The sequence below is a fragment of the Propionivibrio soli genome, assembly GCF_025770765.1.
Lineage (GTDB): Bacteria > Pseudomonadota > Gammaproteobacteria > Burkholderiales > Rhodocyclaceae > Propionivibrio > Propionivibrio soli.
Window position 1 is genome coordinate 202,234 of sequence record NZ_JANZKY010000004.1, and the last position, 18,135, is coordinate 220,368.

An 18,135-nucleotide genomic window follows, 5' to 3' on the forward strand; every position below is an offset into this window, starting at 1 on the left:
CCCTTGCTGCGGTCGTGTTCCTGACAATCCCGGGAAATTGCTCTTCCCGCCCCGGCCAATGGCCTCCGCTTACTTTTGCTTCACCGCCTTGGCCTCTTGCGGCCGAGGTTCCGTCTCGTTCGCGCGCCGAGCTTTTTCTGCCTCCTGGCTGCGCCGGCCACCCTGGTCCGGCATGCGGTCCGCACGGCGACTGCCCTGGTTTTCGCTGGGATACTTCTCGGAATGGCCTCTCATGACGTTGATCTCCTGAATGGTCAGCTTAGGGAAGAAGATACGAGCCCGTTTTCACCATGCACGACGGCACTGACATGCTCCAACGTCGGAGCCTTGGTCGAAACCGTACTGAGCTTGGTACAACGGAAATCCCGTTCAAGAAACGGGCAAAAGACGGACCTTCAGGAAGGGTCGGCAGAGGCAGAACAGGAAGTACATACCCCGCAACCGGCCGACCGTCGGCGCGGGGTTTGATCGAAACGTGGTGTGCTGAGCTTAGCGATCAACCGTAGTTGATCGGATGTTTCGATAGCCAGTGACCATCGCGAACACGTTCGATGTTCTTGCCGGCACCGCGCGACATGGCGGCTGTCAGCGGCCGCGTCTTCCAGGCAAAACCGCCGGCAAAGCCGAGGACGGCGCCGAGAAGTCCGCCGGCGACGACGCCGCGAATGGGTTTGCGGTCATCCGCCAGCACGCCACAGATTGCCCCCGCGAGCACACCGATCGTGGCAGGTTGCCAAGCGTCGCGGGCGGCTTCGGTGAGCATATCGGAAGTTTCAGGGGCTTCGAGAACGGTCCTGCTCGCTTCTTTCGCCCCTTCAATGCCCGATTCCACCAAGTCCTTGCCGTAAGCCAGGGTGTCCTTGCCGTAAGCCAGCGTTTCTTTGGCCTTGTCGGAAATACCTTTGGCCTTGTCGGAAATACTCATCTCGCGATACTCCTTGTTCTGTATTGAAAAACATCGGGTTCCGCATTATTACCACCGGCTCATTTCAGCCTTGCGTCAAGACGTCCGCCGTCGGGACACCAGAGATGACGAAGATGCACCGGTAATGCAGAAGACGTGACACAGCATAACGCAAATAATTCTCCCGGCAACCCCAAGGTAGGCGAAAAACCCGCCGGGAAATGGGATCAACGGCGCTGCCGTCCTGACGCGGGGCCCGGAGACTGATGCAAGAAGAGAGTTAAAGCTGCTGGAGCCTTGGCGCCATGAACTGCGGGATGGGAAGGCACAGGGGAAAACCAGGAGCGGCAAACAGCCCCGGCGGCGTTCCTGCAGCCTTGCAGGTCCCGAATGCGCGCCTTTTATCGAAGATCCGCCTGTGGCCAAGCTGTGCCGGCCACAGGCGGAGCAAGCCGACTACATTTCCGAGCGCGCGGCGACGGCGGTATCGGAGAAGTCGCTGAAGAGTCCGTCGACACCAAGCTGGTAGAAGCGCTTGTATTCAGCCTTCGGATCGCCGTTGTAGTCGGACACCAGCAGTTCCTTCTCGTTGCGGAAAGTGAACGGGTGCACGAACAGCCCGGCCGCGTGGGCGTTCTTGACGACGTCGGTCGGCGGCAACAGTACCCGGTCTGCATCGGTGATCTTGCCGTCGCCGTTGAGATCCTTCGGCTTCCCGTCCGGGCCAAGAACCTGGGCGGCGCTCAACAGATAGGGCTTCCACGGCCCGATGCCGTCGGCGTACGTCTTGACTTCCGCCAGCCCCGCCGGCGTCAGAAGATCCGGGAAGTTGCGGGGATCCTTATTCACCGCGAAGTCGTAAGGTTTGTCGAAGGGTGCGACCAGCGTGACGTTGCCCTTCGCATCGACGCCGTCGCCGTCGACCAGTTGAACCAGACGCACGCCGGTGAGCTTGCGCAGTTCTTTCAAGTTCGAGACCTCGAACGATTGGATGACGACGGGTGACTCCTTCGTCGTGTACCCGTACTCGGCAAGCATCTTGAGCAGGCGCGGTTCGATCGGCAGCCCGTTCTGGACATGGTAGGTCGGGTGCTTCGTTTCCGGATAGACGCCGATCGTGCGGCCGACGCGTGCCGACTCAGTTTTCGCGAGTTCGAGGATCTCGCGGAAAGTCGGGATCTGGAACTGCCCGTTGTACGACTGGTCGCGTACCGGATTCGCCTGCTTGGCGCGCAGGGTGCGCAGTTCGGCGAGCGTGAAGTCGGTGGCGAACCAGCCGGTCTCGTCCACGCCATCGACCTTGCGCGTCGTCTTGCGGCTCGCAAACTCCGGGCGCGTCGACACATCGGTCGTCGCCGTGATGTTCGGTTCATGCCGCGCGACGAGTTCGCCGTCCTTGGTCACGACGAGGTCGGGCTCGATGAAATCGGCGCCCAGTTCGATCGCCCGCTTATAGGAGGCCATGGTGTGTTCAGGAAGGTAGCCAGCGGCGCCCCGATGCCCGATGACCTGGGGCGGCGCGCCGGTCAAGGTGGGGAACTTGCCGCTCGGGCCAGCGCCCGGGCTGGCGCACGCGGCGAGCAGTACCGCGGCGGCCGCCACGGTCAATTGTGTACGGAAGTGCATTTTTTTCACGTTTTTTCCTCCTGAACAGTTGAAGCGGTAGATGAAAACTGCAGGCCTGCCGTCATGCTTGCATCCCCAGATGACGGTCATATTTCGCATACTAAAAACGCGCTTTCGAACGTTACGTGCTCATTCGCGCAATGTCAATGTGTTTTTCAATACCACAAACGATCACAAACGGACGTAAATAATTCGCTTACGAACATATCACCACGTGCTGATTTGGTTCGTATCCCTAGTGGCCGTTCCCGGCTGACGGCGCGTCGAGGGCAGTCGAGCCACATACGGCCTGTCATGAAGCATGCTAGGAAGAACGGCGTCGCGGCTCTATCGAAATTCGGCAAAGGCGCCGAGCGTATTGCTACGGGCTAGCGAGTGGCCGTTCGCGAAGCGTGGGCAAAACCGGAGCCCAGGCAGGGTAAGCGCGGGAAAGCGGCAGCCTAAGCCTATCCTCGCTCCACCACGACGAAGAAGCGCCGCCGGGCATCAGCCGGCTCCAATAGCCGTTCCTCGCACTGCCCGTACGAAGACATTTTCGTCGCCGGTCAGGAAGCGGCTAGTTATTCGCCGTCGGGGACGAGCAAAGCCATCGGCAACGCATCGAAGAGGCTCGAAAGCTCGATGCCTACCTGGTTGCGCACCCGGCTGGGCGCAACGACGCGGCCGCCAAGCGTATCGCGCCAGCGTGTCGGCAAGGAGTGCCCTGCGCGCGGCCAGGGCAGGCTGACCACCGTTTGGCGCCATAAGGAGGCATCGGCGACGCGCTCCGGGTCGCCTTCGGTCAGGCCATAGAGTAGACGCGAGGCAATGACGACCACCATGCCACCGTCTTCGTCGGCACGTGCAAAGGCAATGACGTGCTGCGCCGCTGGACCGCTCACGTCGAGCGGGATATAACGGCCGAAACGCATGGGCCGATCGAAACGCTGCCGGGTCTGCAGAGCACGCCACAACACATAGAGCTTGACCCGCCCGTCCTCCATGTCGCCGACGAGCGCGCGTAGCACCTCCGGTCGAGCGTTGGCATCGGGGAAATCGCGCCGCAACTCGGCGAAACGGCGTCGTGCGAGAGAGAAATCCACCGGGCGGCGATTGTCGGGGTCCACCAGACTCAGGTTCCAGAGCTCGCACCCCTGGTAGATGTCGGGCACGCCCGGCACCGTGAGCTTGAGCAACAGCATGTTCAGGCTGTTGAAAGCGCCGAAGCGCGCGACGAGGCGCTGGAACGGGAGGAAATCGGCGAGGAAGCGGTCACGGCGCGGACCGGCGCCCAGCAGCCGACGAATGAACGTGGTCAGCGCGTTTTCGTACGCCGCGTCGGTATTCATCCAACTCGTGTGCTGTTTCGCTTCGCGTGCCGCCTTCAGCATATAGGCTTCAAGGCGGGCAACGAGGTCGGACGCGGTTTCCGCGTCAAGGTCTGCGTCCGTGGATTGCATCGGCCAGACGCCAAGCATCGTCTGATAGAGCAGATACTCGTCGTTAGGCGCCGGAGCATGCTCGGCGCCAACGCGCATCTTGCGCCCTGCATTCAACCGGCCCCAGCGACGCAGAGCCAGGCGCCAGGCGCCGGACATCTCGGAAAGCACATTGATGCGCGCACGCACGTCTTCCGAACGCTTCGTATCATGCGTCGAAGAAGCGAGCAGCCCGAACGGATGCGAGCATCCGGCACGCTCGTTGGCTGCGTGGAAATCCTCGACAGCGGTGCCAAAGGTACGCGGGTCACCGCCTACCTCGTTCAGCGACACCAGCCGGTTGTAGCGATAGAACGCCGTATCCTCCATCGCCTTGGCCATCACCGGTGCGGTGAACTGCTGGAAACGGTGAGCGAAACGCAGTTTCAGCTCCCGCAGTTGCGGGTCGGGTTCGGCAGGCGCCGACAGCAGCACTTCCCGCACGAACTGCAGCACCGTCGGGTCACCGGCCAGTTCGCGCCGAGCGGCTTCGTCAACGGCACGCTCGATATAGCGGCGATCGGTTTCCGACACGCCGCGCGGTCCGATGTAGCTGCGATAAACGGGGAAGCCGGCGACGATTTCCATCAGTGCGCTGCGCAGCCGGCTGCGCGTGAAGTCGCGCGTGCGCCGGTCGCGCTGTGCGATCTCATGCAGACGATAGGCCAGAATGCCCACCTCGCCGGGCAGCGAGTGCGTCATGATGAGTTCACGCGCGTCGAGCAGCACTTCGCCGAAGTCCCGCGCTTCGCCCGTGAAAGCACGGTAGACGCGGGAAAACCGCGACTCCTGGGCGGCGTCCACAAACAGGGTGTTGCTGAAGTTGGCAAAGCGGTAGCCCGTTTCCCCGTGCACCGGCCAGTCGGCTGGCAACGGCTCGAACTCGCCGACGATCTTCTCGACGACGACGTACAAGGCCGGCGGTTCGCCGCCGTTGGCCGGGGAGCCTTCAACCGCGCCTTGGTTGCGCGCGCGCCAAATCTCCGCGTAGCGGCTTTGCAGGCGCTCAAAATACCGGGCCGGGTCGGACAATCCGTCGGGGTGGTCGATGCGCAGGCCGCTGATCCGGCCTTCCTGCAGCCATTGGAAGACTCGTTCGTGAGTCGCCAAGAAGACGTCTTCGTGTTCGATGCGTAGCGCCGCGAGATCGTTGACGTCGAAAAAGCGGCGGTAGTTGATGTCGTCAGCCGCGACTCGCCACGATGCAAGCCGGTAAGCCTGCCGCTCGAGCAACACATCCATCGCGTCGAAGCTCTCCGGTTCGCCGGCACGACCGTTGAAAGCCTCGATGCGCGCGGTGATGCGCCCGCGCACAGCGGGTAACCGCGCATACAACTCGGCGAGGTGTTTCTTGAAAACGTCTTTGTTGCGCCGCCGTTCGGCCAGCTGGAGCGGTTCGCTTACGGTGCGCGGAGGCAGCGTGCGCAACGCCGCGAGCAGCGTGGCAAGGCCCGGATCGTCCGGCATCGGCGGCATTTGCACTCCGGCGACGACGGCGGCGACGCGTGACGGCGTTTCACTCATGGGATCGCCGAGGATCAGCGGGTAATCCGCCGGATCGATCGGGAAACGATGTTCAAAGTAGCGGATGCCGAATTCGCCCTTTTCGGCGTTGAATTCGAGCTTGAGATCGCCGGCTTCGAGGACGAGGCCGTATTGGTCCCCCAGAACCGGCAACAGCACCTTGCCGCGCAATTCGGCAAAGGGCGGCTCCCAATCGATATCGAAATGATCGGCGTGTTCCGACGCCGGACCGTTTTCCAGCACGTCGGACCACCACGGGTTTTCCGCGGCGAGGACACCCACGTGGTTGGGGACGATGTCGACCACCTGCCCCATACCCAGAGAGCGGACGCGCGTGCAATAGCGGTCGAAATCCTCGTCGGAGCCGATCTCCGGATTCACCGTCTGGTGGTCGACGATGTCGTACCCGTGCCGGCTGCCCGGCCGCGCCTTCAGGAACGGCGAGGCGTAGATATGGCTGATGCCGAGTTCGGCGAGATACGGGAGCACGGCTTCCGCATCGGCGAAACGAAAGTCGCTATGGAACTGCAGCCGATACGTGGCACGCGGAATGTCGGCCGTCTCCGGGTGAAACCCGCTCGGCCCCCCGCTTACCGGCAACGGCGAACAAACCCGTTCGGCGTTCATCGCCTGCACGATTGCCGCCCAGCGGGGGTCGGCGGCGATATCGGCGAGTTCGGATTCGAGTTTACGGCGCCAGTTCGGGTACTCGCTGTCGCTGGCACCGGGGAGATTCACGGCTTGCAGTTGCCCGAGTACGTCCTCCAGTTGCACGGCCGCCAGCATCGCCGGCGTGCGCGCGACAAACTGGTAGACGGCCGCGGCGAGTCGCGGGCCCGGTTCGCTGCCGCGATCCTCCGGCGCGCGCACGCCCTCGCCCGACACGCCGGCGTCCGCCAGCGCGGCGAGCATTGCCGCCTTCTCCTCGCCGCGGCGCGTTGTCCTGCGTTCGTGCTCGCCGGCATCGTGATAGATGCCCAGTTCCTGACGTATGCCGATATCGTGGCCCATCCAGTAGCCGCGCAAAGTCGGCAGATCGTGGGTACCGATGACGGCCATCGCGCGACTCGGCCATTCGGCCGGCGGACGGAATGTTCCAGCAGCCGGACCTTCGTCGGCGCGCTCGAAGTACAGCGCGCGGTATGCCAATACGCCGTGGCGCAACATGGCCTCACGCACCTCGGCCGGGACGATGCCGAGGTCTTCGCCGATCACCATGCAACGCTGCGTGGAACTTTCCAGGCACAAAAGCTGAAACAGCGTCTCCATCGGATATTGAACGTAGGCCCCCGTCGCTGCGGTCTCGCCTGAGCCGTTCGCCGGCAGCCAGAAGAGCCTGCGCAAGCCCATGATATGGTCGATGCGCACTGCGCCGGCATGCCGCATGTTTGCGCGCAACACGGCAGCAAAGGCGGCAAAACCGCCTTCGACGAGGTGTTGTGGAACTGGTGGCGGGAAGCCCCAGTCTTGCCCGGCGCTGTTCAACTCGTCGGGCGGCGCGCCGACGTGGACTGAGAGTGCATAAAGCGCCGGCTTGGCCCATGTCTCCGACCCGCCGGGATCGACGCCGACCGCCATGTCGCGATAGAGGCCGATGCGCATTCCGCGCGCCCGGGCACGCTGCGCCACGGCCTGGAGTTGCCCTTCCGCCTGCCACTGCAGATACTCGAAGAATTCGACACGCTCGTCGTTTTCCTGCTCGAAGGCTTCGACGGCCGGTCCATTGACATCACGGTACGCCTCGGGCCACGCGGGCCAACCCCACGCTGCCTTGTCCAGGCGATGAAAATTCTCCTGCAGCGCCTCGAACAGCGCATGCACGCGCAGACGTCGTCCGGCTTCGCGTTGGAAGTCGCGGAACAGTCCGGCGCGCTGCGTACCGCGTTCCAGATGATTGGCGCGAAAATGCCGGTAGAGGAGTTCGAGGACTTCGAACTTCGCGTGCGCCACGCCGGCGTAATCGATGAGCACCAGCGCACGCAGCGCGTCGAGCCGTTCACGGAACGCCTCCGAGCCGACCAGGTCGCGCGCCTCCCTACACTCACCGAAGTCGCGCATCGCCTCGATGTCGAGGTAGAGAACGTTGAGCCATTCCCGATTCGATGGGCTGTACGGACTCGCGCGCTCGGGGTCGTGCGGAAAAAGCGCATGCAACGGATTGACGCCGACGAAATGCGCGCCGGCATCGGCGGCGAAATCGACCAGGCGGCGTAGATCGCCGAAGTCGCCCATGCCCCAGTCGCGGGCCGAACGCAGCGCGTAAACTTGAACCGACGGCCCCCAGGCACGCTGCCCTTCGAGCACTTCGTCGGGGTCGAAACACATGCTTGGGCAAACCAGGAGGTCGGTCTCGGCAACGACCCGCGAGCCGGAACCGGGCGCAAACAAGGTGAGGCGATGGCGCCCCATCGGCGGTTGCGTCGCGAGTACCATCGCCATGGGGATCACGTCCCACCGTTTGTCGCCGGCATCTCCTTGAGCGCCCTGCTCAGCGGCGACGGACGCAGAGGCGGAGATGGTTGCTGCCCCCGCAAGGTTGCCTGCGCTGCCACCGGGCAGCGGCCGCGCCTTCGACACACCGCGTCGTTCGCCGTCGTCCTCCAGCTTCAAACGCCAAGGCAAAGCCTGGCCGGCCATATCGGCCGGCAGACGCAACGTCAGGCGCGGCGCGGCACCCGCTTCGACGACCACAAGCGGCGGCAGAACCCGCTCCGCATCGGCACGATGCAGATCCTCAAGCCGCTTCGCCGCTTGCATTTCGCTGTTGTCGCTAGCGAGGGCATGCCCGAGAGCCGCCAGCAGCGCCTGCTTGGCTTCGGCCGTCACTTCTGTCCGTTTTCCCCAGCCGTCCTCGTAGACGCCGTCGATGCCTTGGTGGGCGCACAGCGCATCGAGCGCCGCGCTACTCATCGGTGCCTCCGCCGGTCACCGCTTTAGCGGGCAACACATAGGCCCTCACGGACCACGGTCCGAGACGGTTCTCTCCTGCCTCCATTTCCCCCACCGTGGCAAACGGGGTCACGGCAAATGGCGTAAAGCAGGGAGAAACGTTGTCACCGAGATTGGCTTGCATGACAAGCGCAAATCCGTCGGCCGTCGGCCACGTGGCTTCGAACGCGTGTTCGCTTCCCGCCATCATTTTGCCGCGCCCGCGCAACAGCCAGCGCGCCTGCGGAACGATGAAGGTGCGGCGAAGCTCGAGCAGCCCGCGATAGAACGCTAGCCACTGCCGGCCATGGGGTTCATCGCGGGCGGCCCAGTCAAGGACGCTGTCCCGGAACGTCGACTCGGCCCCCGGATCGGGGACCTCTCGGTCTTTGCCTCCAATCGAGAAATGCGTGAAGTCGCCGAACTCCCTGCGGCGTCCGTCGCGGACGGCCCGCGCCAGTTCGCCGTGGAAATTACAGAAATAGAGAAAAGGCGTCGTCGCACCAGCCTCCTCACCCATAAAGATCAGCGGCGGCGACGGCGCCAGCAACTGCACCGCCACGAGGGCGCGTAGCGCATGCTCGGGAGTCAAGGTCGTCAGCCGCTCACCGAAAGCGCGGTTGCCGATCTGGTCATGGTTCTGCAGGAAATTGACGAACGCACTCGCCGGCAGCTGGTCCGTTCTCTCGCCTCGCGCCCCTCCATGGTAAGGAGAGACGTCGCCTTGGAAAGCAAAACCTTCGGTCAGGCAACGGAGCAATTGCGCGATCGGCCGTTCGGCGAAATCGGTGTAGTAGCCGTCACTCTCGCCTGTCAGCGCGACGTGCGCCGCGTGGTGAAAATCGTCGTTCCACTGAGCTTCGTAGCGGCCCGGTTCGCCGGGCTTGCCGAGCCGGCTCGCTTGGTTGTGCCCGTTTTCGAGGATGAGATGAATATGGCGGTCCCGAACGGTTTCGCGGACCCGATGTGAAATTTCCTCGAGGATGTGCGGGCGCGAATCGTCGATGATGGCGTGTACGGCATCGAAACGCAGACCGTCGAAGCGAAACTCCTGTAACCAGTAGAGCGCGTTGTGCACGAAGAATTCGCGTACTGTCTCGCTCCCATTTCCGTCGAAGTTGACCGCGTTGCCCCACGGCGTGTGGTGAGCCGAGGTAAAGAACTGTGGCGCGTACGCGTGTAGGTAGTTTCCCTCGGGGCCGAAGTGGTTGTAGACCACGTCGAGAAAAACCATCAGACCTTGGCGATGTGCCGCCTGGATGAAGTGCTTCAGCTCGTCGGGCGTCCCGTAGCTCGCATCCGGCGCGAACGGCAACACGCCGTCATATCCCCAGCCGCGCGTTCCTGAGAAATCGGCGAGCGGCATGAGCTCGATGGCCGTAATGCCGAGTTGCGCAAGCTCGGCCAAACGGGCTTCGGCCGAGTCGTAGCGCCCTTCGGGGGTGAAGGTACCGACGTGCATCTCGTAGATCACCGCTTCTTCCCAAGGGCGGCCGCGCCAATCGGGGTCCCAATCGAAGCTCGTAGGCACCATAAGCTCGCTAGGTCCGTGAACATCGTCCGGGTTGAAGCGTGACGCCGGGTCGGGAACTTCGAGACCGCCGGCAAGGCGGAACGCGTAGCGGTCACCGCGGCGGGCCTGGGCTACGCGGCAGGTGTGCCATCCTTCATTGGCCAAGCACGGCAGGAGCCGTCGCTCACCGTCGCTAACAATGTGGACGAGTTCGACCCGCTCCTGCGCCGGTGCCCATAGCCGGAACTCATAACCAAGGTCGGGCAGGTATTCATTCACCGGCGCCGGGCCGAACGGCATGCGATGCACAAAGTGGGCGGGCGTCGTAGACGACGGCTGTGTTGAAGGCAGCGGTGGGCGTGACACAGACATTATTTCGGGTGCGGCGCCGGCCGCCGGGGGCGTGGGAGGCAGTTCGCTCATGAAAAACTCAAGAAGACAACATCATTGAAATGAAGAACCGTTGTTTGGATCAAGCGCGGCTTCCCCGTGGTCCGATGGGTCCAGAACAAACTGCTTCCGAAACAACGATACGACCCGCCGTCATTTGCGCGTCTCCGAACTCGGCACCGGCATCCGCGGCGCCCGAACGTTGCGCACGAGCGCCGCCTCTTCCGGACCGGAGGAAGCAACGAAGAGCAACATCGAACGGCCGCCGGCAATGTACTTTTCTCCGGCGGAGAACGTCGCGAAGAGATTGGCTTCCGGTAGCGCCGTATCGATTGCACGGACCCACTCAGACTTGCCCGGGATCGTCGGCAGCGTCCATTCGACGCCTTCATGCGAGGCGTTGAAAACGAGGAGCGTCACCCAGTGGGTACCGGCCACGGCCCCTGCTTTCGCCTCTCCCTCTGAATTGGCGAGCATGCCGAAACTGCGCATCAGGCCATTGTTCCAGTCGTCTGTCTGCAGCTCGGCACCGAGCGGGTTGAGCCAGATGACACGCCCCGAGGCATAGCTCGGCGGCCGCAGCACCGGGATTGCCTTGCGCAGTGCGATTACCTGGCGCACAAAGGCAAGCAGGCGCATTCCCGCCGAATCGACACCAGCCCAGTTCACCCAGCTGATTTCGTTGTCCTGGCAGTAGGCGTTGTTGTTGCCCAACTGCGTACGGCCGAATTCGTCGCCGGCAACCAGCATCGGCGTGCCGTGCGAAAAGAGCAACGTGGCGAGCAGATTGCGCTTCTGGCGTTCGCGCAGTTCAAGCACTTCGGGATCGTCGGTCGTTCCTTCCGCGCCGCAGTTCCACGAACGGTTTTCGTTGTGTCCGTCGCGATTTTCCTCGCCGTTGGCCTCGTTGTGCTTGTCGTTGTACGACACAAGATCGTGCAGCGTGAAACCGTCGTGGGCGGTAATGAAATTAACGCTGGCCCACGGACGGCGGCCGCGATAATTGAAGCAGTCGGCCGACGCCGTGAGGCGCGTGGCGAGAGACGGAGACTGGCCTTCGTCACCGCGCCAGAAGGCGCGCGTGGTGTCGCGGTAGCGATCGTTCCATTCCGCCCAGCCGGGCTGGAAGGCGCCGACCTGATAGCCGCCGGGTCCGATGTCCCACGGCTCAGCGATGAGCTTGACGCGATTGAGGACGGGGTCCTGCCGGCACGCATCGAGGAAGCCGCTGCCGTGGTCGAAGCCGTGATACTCGCGGGCAAGAATCGTCGCCAGATCGAAACGAAAACCGTCGACGCCCATTTGCAATACCCAGTAGCGCAGGCTGTCGAGCACAAGTTGCAAGACACGCGGATGACTCAGATTCACCGTGTTGCCAGTCCCCGTATCGTTGATGTAGTACTGAGGGTTCTCGGCCTGCAAGCGGTAGTACGACGCATTGTCGAGCCCCTTGAACGAGAGCGTCGGGCCAAGTTCGTTGCCTTCCGGCGTATGGTTGTACACCACGTCGAGGATGACCTCCAGCCCTGCATCATGCAGACGCGCCACCATCTCGTGGAACTCGGCCCGGCTCGTTCCCGAGAGGTACCGGGGCTCGAGCGCGAAAAAGGCCAGCGAGTTGTAACCCCAGTAGTTGCGCAATCCCTTGTCGAGCAAATGGCCGTCGTCCACGAAGGCATGCACGGGCAGCAGTTCGACCGTCGTAACGCCGAGCGCCTTCAGGTAGTCGGTTACCGCCGGGCTGCCGAGCCCGGCGTAGGTGCCGCGCAGACGCGGCGGCACCCCGGTGTGCTGACGCGTGAAACCGCGCACGTGCAGTTCGTAGATGATCGTCTGGTCCCACGGCGTGCGCAGCGCCGGCCGCCGCGCTGGGCGGCTGGTCGGCACGGTCACGCGCGCCTTGTACATATAGGGGGCGCTGTCGGTACGGCTGAAGCCATGCCCCGGCCGACGGCTACGCATGTCGTAGCCGAAGATCGCATGCCCCCAACGCAAACGGCCGACGAGTTCGGTCGCATACGGATCGAGCAGCAGCTTGTTTGGGTTGAAACGATGCCCTTCCTCCGGTGCGTAGGGCCCGTGAACGCGATAGCCGTAAACCAGGCCCGGTTCGGCGCCCGGCATGAAGCCGTGCCATACCTCGTCGGTGTACTCGGGCAGGTCTACGCGTCCAATCTCATTACGGCCGGTGCTGTCGAAGAGACACAACTCGACGCGAGTAGCGTGCGCCGAAAAGAGTGCGAAATTGATGCCATCCCCCATCCAGGTGGCTCCGAGCGGATACGGTGATCCTGCCTCGAGCGGCGTGACGTTCAGGTCGGTCAAACGGTCTTCGCGTTTCATGCGTTTCCTTTGTCGATGTTGTCTTGTGCAGCAGCGGCCCCGACGCCCGCCGTCGTGCCGCTGGACGGCACGCCGTTGGAGACGGTCTGATTGCTGGTGCCGCCCTTGTTGTTGTCGGGCAGGCCGATAACCGATGTCCGCACCTGCGGCAGCTTGTCGGGGTACTCTTGTTGCAGGAAGGCGATCATCTGTTCGCGTACCTTGCAGCGGAGGTCGAAGGTTTTTCCCGCATCCGCTGCGCTGACGAGGATGCGCAACTGCATCGTGCGTTCAGATACGTCGGTCACCTGGAGGTTGCAGACGCGGCCGTCCCATTCGGGCGCGGACTCGACGATGCTCTTGGCCTTGGCCCGCAACGGCTCGATCGGGGTACCGAAATCGACCCAGAGAAAAATCGAACCAAGCAACTGAGACGAGTTGCGCGTCCAGTTCTGGAATGGGGTCTGAATGAAATATTCCAGCGGCACGATCAGGCGGCGCTCATCCCAGACCCGTATGACCACGTAGGTTTCGGTGATCTCCTCGACACGGCCCCACTCGTTCTCGACGATCAGGACGTCGTCGATACGCAGGGGCTGCGTAAGCGCGATCTGCAGCCCCGCGATCAGGTTGCCGAGCACTGGGCGCGCCGCAAGACCCGCAATGATGCCGGCCAGACCCGCCGAGGCGAGCAGGCTGGCGCCGATCTGCCGGACGTTGGGAAAGGTCATCAACACGGAGCCGACCCCGAGCACCCCAACAATGAACATCGCCGTACGCGCCAACACCTGCACCTTCGTCTGGACGCTCCGGGCACGCAGGTTGTCGGGCCCCTCGATCGGATGCCGATATACGACGACGTCCACCAGCGCGGCGATCAGGCGAATGATGAACGCCGTCACCAGCAGAATGATGAGGATAGACAGCCCTTGCCGGAGCAATCCGAGAATGGCCGCCGGCCGCGTCGCGTCGGCGAGCGAAAGGTGGATGAAGAGCAGGATGATGAGCGCCTGAGCTGGACGCTTGGTGAATCGCATGATGCGGTCGAACACCACGTAGCGATGCGCGAAGCGCTGAACGATTCGGTGTACTACGCCGTGCACGACCAACCCCACCACCGCCGCGACGGCGATCTTGAGGGCGAGCTCAAGCCATGGATAGCTCGTCAAAAGCTGGTTGAACTGATCGAAGTGACTCATGAGGGAAGCCGCCTGTCGTGGCATTTGATGGTTGGTGAGCCTCGCTGCCTTATTCGCCTTCCTTGGCGCGACACCAGGAAGGCGGATGGCGGGCACCGACACGGGCTCTCGCATTTTTCGTGCCGGAAAGACGGCTTGCTGCCAGGTCAGGACGTTGGCAAGGCGGTTTCCGAACGTGGAAGTCAGATTTGTCGGAAAACGCCGAAGTCGGTATCAGTGATTTTTTCCCTATTCAATCAACCGACTACGCTGCTCACGCGCCGGTGCCAGGGCGCTACGTCGACACCGTAGACCTCGCTTCTCCTAACGGCCCATCCGACCGTGAGGCGTGAGGTTCATCGTCGGCGAAAAAGGAGGGGGCGGCGGCAGGTACCCGGGTAAAAAGTACCGGTAATTCTTGCGTAGCCGTTGTGGACATTCATCTGCCAGTGATCACCGCAAGCATCGTGCGCCGGCCTCCCCCGATTCCATCCGTTTGCCATTCACATCCCGATTTTGGCCCTCCCGAAACAGCGAGGACCGGCTTGGCACGCCCATTGCCAAGCAAGTGCGCCCATCTCTAGAAGGAGGAACCCCCATGGCTAACGCTCCCGCTCAAACGCTGTCCGACACCAAGACGTTGCGCCAACGCGCCCGTCAACATATCGAGGCCGGCGCGGTCACCGACAACTACCGCGCCGATCGCGAGACGATCCTCCGCCTGCTGAACGAGGCACTCGCCACCGAGATCGTCTGCAGCCTCCGCTACAAGCGGCATTACTACACGGCCAAGGGCCTCGCCTCGCAGAGCGTCGCCGCCGAGTTCATGGAACACGCGAACGAAGAAGAGGAACACGCGGACCAGTTTGCCGAACGCATCACACAACTCGGCGGCGATCCGGACTTCTCGCCGCACACCTTGGCCGAACGCAGCCACGCAGAGTATGTCGAGGGCGAAACCCTCGTCGACATGATCAAGGAAGACCTCGTCGCCGAGCGCGTGGCCATCGAAAGCTATCGCGAAATCGTCCAGTACATCGGCGACAGCGACCCGACGACGCGCCGGTTGTTTGAGGAAGTGCTGGCCGTCGAAGAGCAGCATGCCAACGAGCTGCTCGATCTCACGCAGCAGATCGGCTCTTCCGGTAGTGCCTCCTCGGTCTGAGCGGTTCGATCCGACTTTCGAACTCCACGGGTGACACGTTGCGCGCTCCTCAAAGCTATGCCGGCGAAACCAGCCGTTTTGCCTATGCTCCGTCGGGCGGAACGGCGGCATGGTCGCGCCCCGACAATTCTGCTCATGCAGCGAGCCTGTTCAAGGTCGGGCGCAACTGCTTCGCGGTCGGCCGCGCGCGCCGTGCCGCGCTTCTGGTGGACGGCGAAGCGTATTTCCGCAACTTCGTTCTCGCCGCGGAGCGCGCCCAACGATCCATACTCGTGCTTTCCTGGGAATTCAACAGCACGACGCGGCTGCACTTCAATGACGAGCGCGACGGCCCGCCTTCGCGTCTTGGTGATTTTCTCAATTGGCTGGTGCGCCGGCGGCGTGGGTTGCACATCCATGTGCTCGACTGGGATTTTCCGCTTGTCTTCGGCGCCGACCGCGAGTGGCGGCCTTTCTATGGCTACGGCTGGCGCCCCCGGCGCCGGGTGCATATTGCCTGCGACAACACTCAGCCGTTAAGCGGATCGCACCACCAGAAAGTGGTCGTGATCGACGACGCCATGGCCTTCATCGGTGGGTTCGACTTGACGGTGCGGCGCTGGGATACCTGCGCTCACGCGGCCCAGGACAAGCGGCGCATGTGCCTGGAGAAGCCCTACCCACCGTTCCACGACATGATGATGGCCGTCGACGGCGAACCCGCGCGTGCCTTGGGTCAACTGGCGCGCGACCGCTGGCACACAGCCACCGGCCACGACCTGCCGCCGCCGATCCGCCTGCCAACGCCGTGGCCTCCAGGACTGGAACCCGACTTTACCGACATTGACATCGCTCTCGCGCGCACGATGCCTGAAATCCCCGGGCGCCGTCACGGCGTTGCCGAAGTCGAGAAGCTGTACCTCGATATGATCGCCGCCGCCAGGGAACATATCTATATCGAGAATCAGTACTTCACGTCGTACCGCGTCGGCGAAGCGCTGGCCGCTCGTTTGCAGGAACCCGGCGGTCCCGAGATCGTCGTTGCCGTTCGCCTGTTCAGCCACGGGTGGATGGAAGAACACACGATGCATGTGTTGCGCACGCGCCTCGTCCAGCGCCTGCGCTCGGTCGACACCTACGGGCGCTTCCATATCTATTACCCGCATATCGACGGGCTCGACAAGGGGCTGTGCATCGATCTGCACTCCAAACTGATGATCGTCGATGACGACATCCTGCGCGTCGGTTCGGCCAACCTGTCCAATCGATCAATGGGCATGGACACCGAATGCGACGCTGCCCTCGAAGCGCGCGGCGACACGGCGGTCCGGACGGCGATCCGGGGTTTTCGCAACCGCCTGCTCGCCGAGCATCTCGATGTCGAGCCAGAGGCTGTGGAACGCGCCATCCGCGCTTACGGGAGCTTGCACGAGGCGATCGATGCACTGGCGGGAAAGGCGCGAACCCTGCGTCGGCTCGACCAGTTACCCGAATGGTCCGATGCGGTCATCGAACTTGCCAGTGTCGGCGACCCGGGCAAGCCTGTCTCATTCGACACGCTAATCGACGAATTCAGCCCCGAACAGTTCGCGGGCGAAGCACCCGCCGTACAGGATCCAGCCGCTTCGCGCAGCAGCCTGCGTCAGCGCGTGCTACGCATCGGTGCCATCGTCGGAGTAATCGCCGGCCTTGCCGCGCTCTGGCGCTACACGCCGCTTGCCGAATGGGTGAATCCGGATCAAGTGACCAGCGTCGCCCGAGAGTTCGGTGACCGTGCGTGGGCCCCGCTGATCGTGCTCGCGGCCTACACGCCGGCGTGTTTGCTGATGTTTCCCCGCCCGCTGATCACGCTTGGCGCCGTCGTCGCTTTCGGGCCGCTGCTCGGCTTTGCCTATTCGGTGGGTGGCGTGCTCATCGCCGCGCTGGTGACCTATCTTGCCGGTTTCCTCCTGCCGCGCGAGACGATCCACAGTCTCGGCGGCAATCGGCTGATGCACCTGGCCGACGTGCTACGCCGGCGAAGCCTGATCGCCATGACCGCCATCCGCCTCGTGCCGATCGCCCCGTTCGCCGTGGCCGGGCCTGTGGCCGCGACGATCGGCGTGCCGCTCGTTCCTTATATGCTGGGGACGTTCTTCGGCATGCTGCCCGGCACCCTCGCGACGACCGTCTTCGGCGATCAACTGGAAGCCGTGCTCAACGATCCGTCGCGGATCAACTACGGCTTGCTCGCCGGAGCGGTTGTGCTCGTCGTCGCGGCATCGCTCATCGTTCGCCGCTGGCTGGTCACGCAACATCGCCGCCATGCCGCGGCCAAGAACGAGGGACCGACGACGGAGACGCCGCATGCGGGTAACCGGACTCGCTAACTGGCGCGCACTTGATCAGGCGCTCGGCGAGGACTGCCTTCGCATCGCTTCTTACAACATCCACGGCTGCGTGGGCCACGACCGGCGCGCCGACACCGCGCGCATCGCATCAGTCATCAACGAGCTGGGTTGCGACGTCGTCGGCCTGCAGGAAGTCGGTACGCCGTTCGCGGGAGGCAAGGATGCAATGCAACTCGAAGAGCTCGCCCGGGCAACTGGTATGCAGGCGATCGCCGGGCACACCATCATCCATGACAACGGCACCTACGGTAACGCCATCCTGACGCGGCGACCGGTCATCGCAGTACGCCGTCACGAGTTCAATTACCGGCAGCGCGAGCCGCGCGGAGCGCTCGAAGTCGATCTCGACGTTGCCGGGACACTCGTACGTGTGATCGCCACGCATCTCGGCTTGCGCCCCGCGGAACGGCGTTATCAGGTCAATTGCATGTTGCGCGTGTTGCATGATCTGCCGCAGGAACAACCCGTTGTCGTGCTTGGCGACATCAATGAATGGCTGCCGCTCAGCCGCCCGCTGCGCTGGTTGCATGGCGTCCTCGGGCGCGCCCCGGCGGAGCGCTCGTTTCCCTCGGCCCTGCCCCTCCTCGCTCTCGACCGCGTCTGGGTTCGCCCCCGCCATACGCTATTGGCGTTCACGGCGCACCGATCGCCGCTTGCGCGCGCGGCCTCGGACCACCTTCCGGTAAAAGCCCTGGTCGCCACCGGGCTGCCCATGCCCGGCGGTTCGCGCTGATGCTGCCTACGCTGATACTCCCTATC

Annotated in this window: 10 protein-coding genes; 3 read left to right on the forward strand and 7 right to left on the reverse strand. The window is 63.4% G+C overall.

The features are described from left to right. Positions 1 to 69 precede the first annotated feature (69 nt). The 7 genes from NZ453_RS06105 to NZ453_RS06135 form a co-directional block, all read right to left on the reverse strand. Positions 70 to 234 carry a hypothetical protein gene (locus NZ453_RS06105; protein WP_263769564.1) on the reverse strand — a complete coding sequence of 55 codons (165 nt, stop codon included), beginning with the start codon at positions 232 to 234 and terminating at the stop codon, positions 70 to 72. Positions 235 to 496: 262 nt separating this feature from the next. Continuing rightward, the gene (locus tag NZ453_RS06110) at positions 497 to 925 is read right to left on the reverse strand and encodes a hypothetical protein (RefSeq protein ID WP_263769565.1); all 429 of its coding nucleotides are present in this window, start codon (positions 923 to 925) and stop codon (positions 497 to 499) included. Between the two features lie 435 nt (positions 926 to 1,360). Further along, positions 1,361 to 2,530, reverse strand: a complete 1,170-nt coding sequence (locus NZ453_RS06115; protein WP_263769655.1) for a glycerophosphodiester phosphodiesterase — start codon at positions 2,528 to 2,530, stop codon at positions 1,361 to 1,363. A 560-nt stretch (positions 2,531 to 3,090) separates the two neighbouring features. Further along, on the reverse strand, positions 3,091 to 8,421 hold the full coding sequence (locus tag NZ453_RS06120; protein WP_263769566.1) for a malto-oligosyltrehalose synthase: 5,331 nt from the start codon (positions 8,419 to 8,421) through the stop codon (positions 3,091 to 3,093). Next, complete coding sequence (gene treZ, locus NZ453_RS06125; protein WP_263769567.1) at positions 8,414 to 10,375, reverse strand: malto-oligosyltrehalose trehalohydrolase; 1,962 nt, start codon at positions 10,373 to 10,375, stop codon at positions 8,414 to 8,416. The genes NZ453_RS06120 and treZ overlap by 8 nt, the downstream gene beginning before the upstream one ends. A gap of 120 nt (positions 10,376 to 10,495) precedes the next feature. Beyond that, positions 10,496 to 12,685, reverse strand: coding sequence for a glycogen debranching protein GlgX (gene glgX / locus NZ453_RS06130; RefSeq protein ID WP_263769568.1), 2,190 nt, complete (start codon positions 12,683 to 12,685; stop codon positions 10,496 to 10,498). Beyond that, positions 12,682 to 13,863, reverse strand: coding sequence for a mechanosensitive ion channel family protein (locus NZ453_RS06135; RefSeq protein WP_263769569.1), 1,182 nt, complete (start codon positions 13,861 to 13,863; stop codon positions 12,682 to 12,684). The genes glgX and NZ453_RS06135 overlap by 4 nt, the downstream gene beginning before the upstream one ends. Before the next feature lie 577 nt (positions 13,864 to 14,440). Here NZ453_RS06135 and NZ453_RS06140 point away from each other — a divergent pair. From NZ453_RS06140 to NZ453_RS06150, 3 genes are read left to right on the forward strand one after another with little or no spacing between them, the layout of a single operon-like run. Continuing rightward, positions 14,441 to 15,007, forward strand: a complete 567-nt coding sequence (locus NZ453_RS06140) for a ferritin-like domain-containing protein (RefSeq protein WP_263769571.1) — start codon at positions 14,441 to 14,443, stop codon at positions 15,005 to 15,007. A 38-nt stretch (positions 15,008 to 15,045) separates the two neighbouring features. Beyond that, a complete protein-coding gene (locus NZ453_RS06145) occupies positions 15,046 to 17,355 on the forward strand; it encodes a VTT domain-containing protein (RefSeq protein ID WP_263769572.1) in 2,310 nt (769 codons plus the stop codon). Next, positions 17,333 to 18,109, forward strand: coding sequence for an endonuclease/exonuclease/phosphatase family protein (locus NZ453_RS06150; protein ID WP_263769573.1), 777 nt, complete (start codon positions 17,333 to 17,335; stop codon positions 18,107 to 18,109). The genes NZ453_RS06145 and NZ453_RS06150 overlap by 23 nt, the downstream gene beginning before the upstream one ends. The last annotated feature ends 26 nt before the right edge of the window (positions 18,110 to 18,135 follow it).

What these genes read in the sequence shown, in the direction of transcription:
- NZ453_RS06140 (WP_263769571.1), top strand. Translation starts at nt 14,441, where the DNA reads ATGGCTAACGCTCCCGCTCAAACGCTGTCCGACACCAAGACGTTGCGC.
- NZ453_RS06120 (WP_263769566.1), bottom strand. Translation starts at nt 8,421, where the DNA reads ATGAGTAGCGCGGCGCTCGATGCGCTGTGCGCCCACCAAGGCATCGAC.
- NZ453_RS06105 (WP_263769564.1), bottom strand. Translation starts at nt 234, where the DNA reads ATGAGAGGCCATTCCGAGAAGTATCCCAGCGAAAACCAGGGCAGTCGC.
- NZ453_RS06150 (WP_263769573.1), top strand. Translation starts at nt 17,333, where the DNA reads ATGCGGGTAACCGGACTCGCTAACTGGCGCGCACTTGATCAGGCGCTC.
- glgX (WP_263769568.1), bottom strand. Translation starts at nt 12,685, where the DNA reads ATGAAACGCGAAGACCGTTTGACCGACCTGAACGTCACGCCGCTCGAG.
- NZ453_RS06110 (WP_263769565.1), bottom strand. Translation starts at nt 925, where the DNA reads ATGAGTATTTCCGACAAGGCCAAAGGTATTTCCGACAAGGCCAAAGAA.
- treZ (WP_263769567.1), bottom strand. Translation starts at nt 10,375, where the DNA reads ATGAGCGAACTGCCTCCCACGCCCCCGGCGGCCGGCGCCGCACCCGAA.
- NZ453_RS06135 (WP_263769569.1), bottom strand. Translation starts at nt 13,863, where the DNA reads ATGAGTCACTTCGATCAGTTCAACCAGCTTTTGACGAGCTATCCATGG.
- NZ453_RS06115 (WP_263769655.1), bottom strand. Translation starts at nt 2,530, where the DNA reads ATGCACTTCCGTACACAATTGACCGTGGCGGCCGCCGCGGTACTGCTC.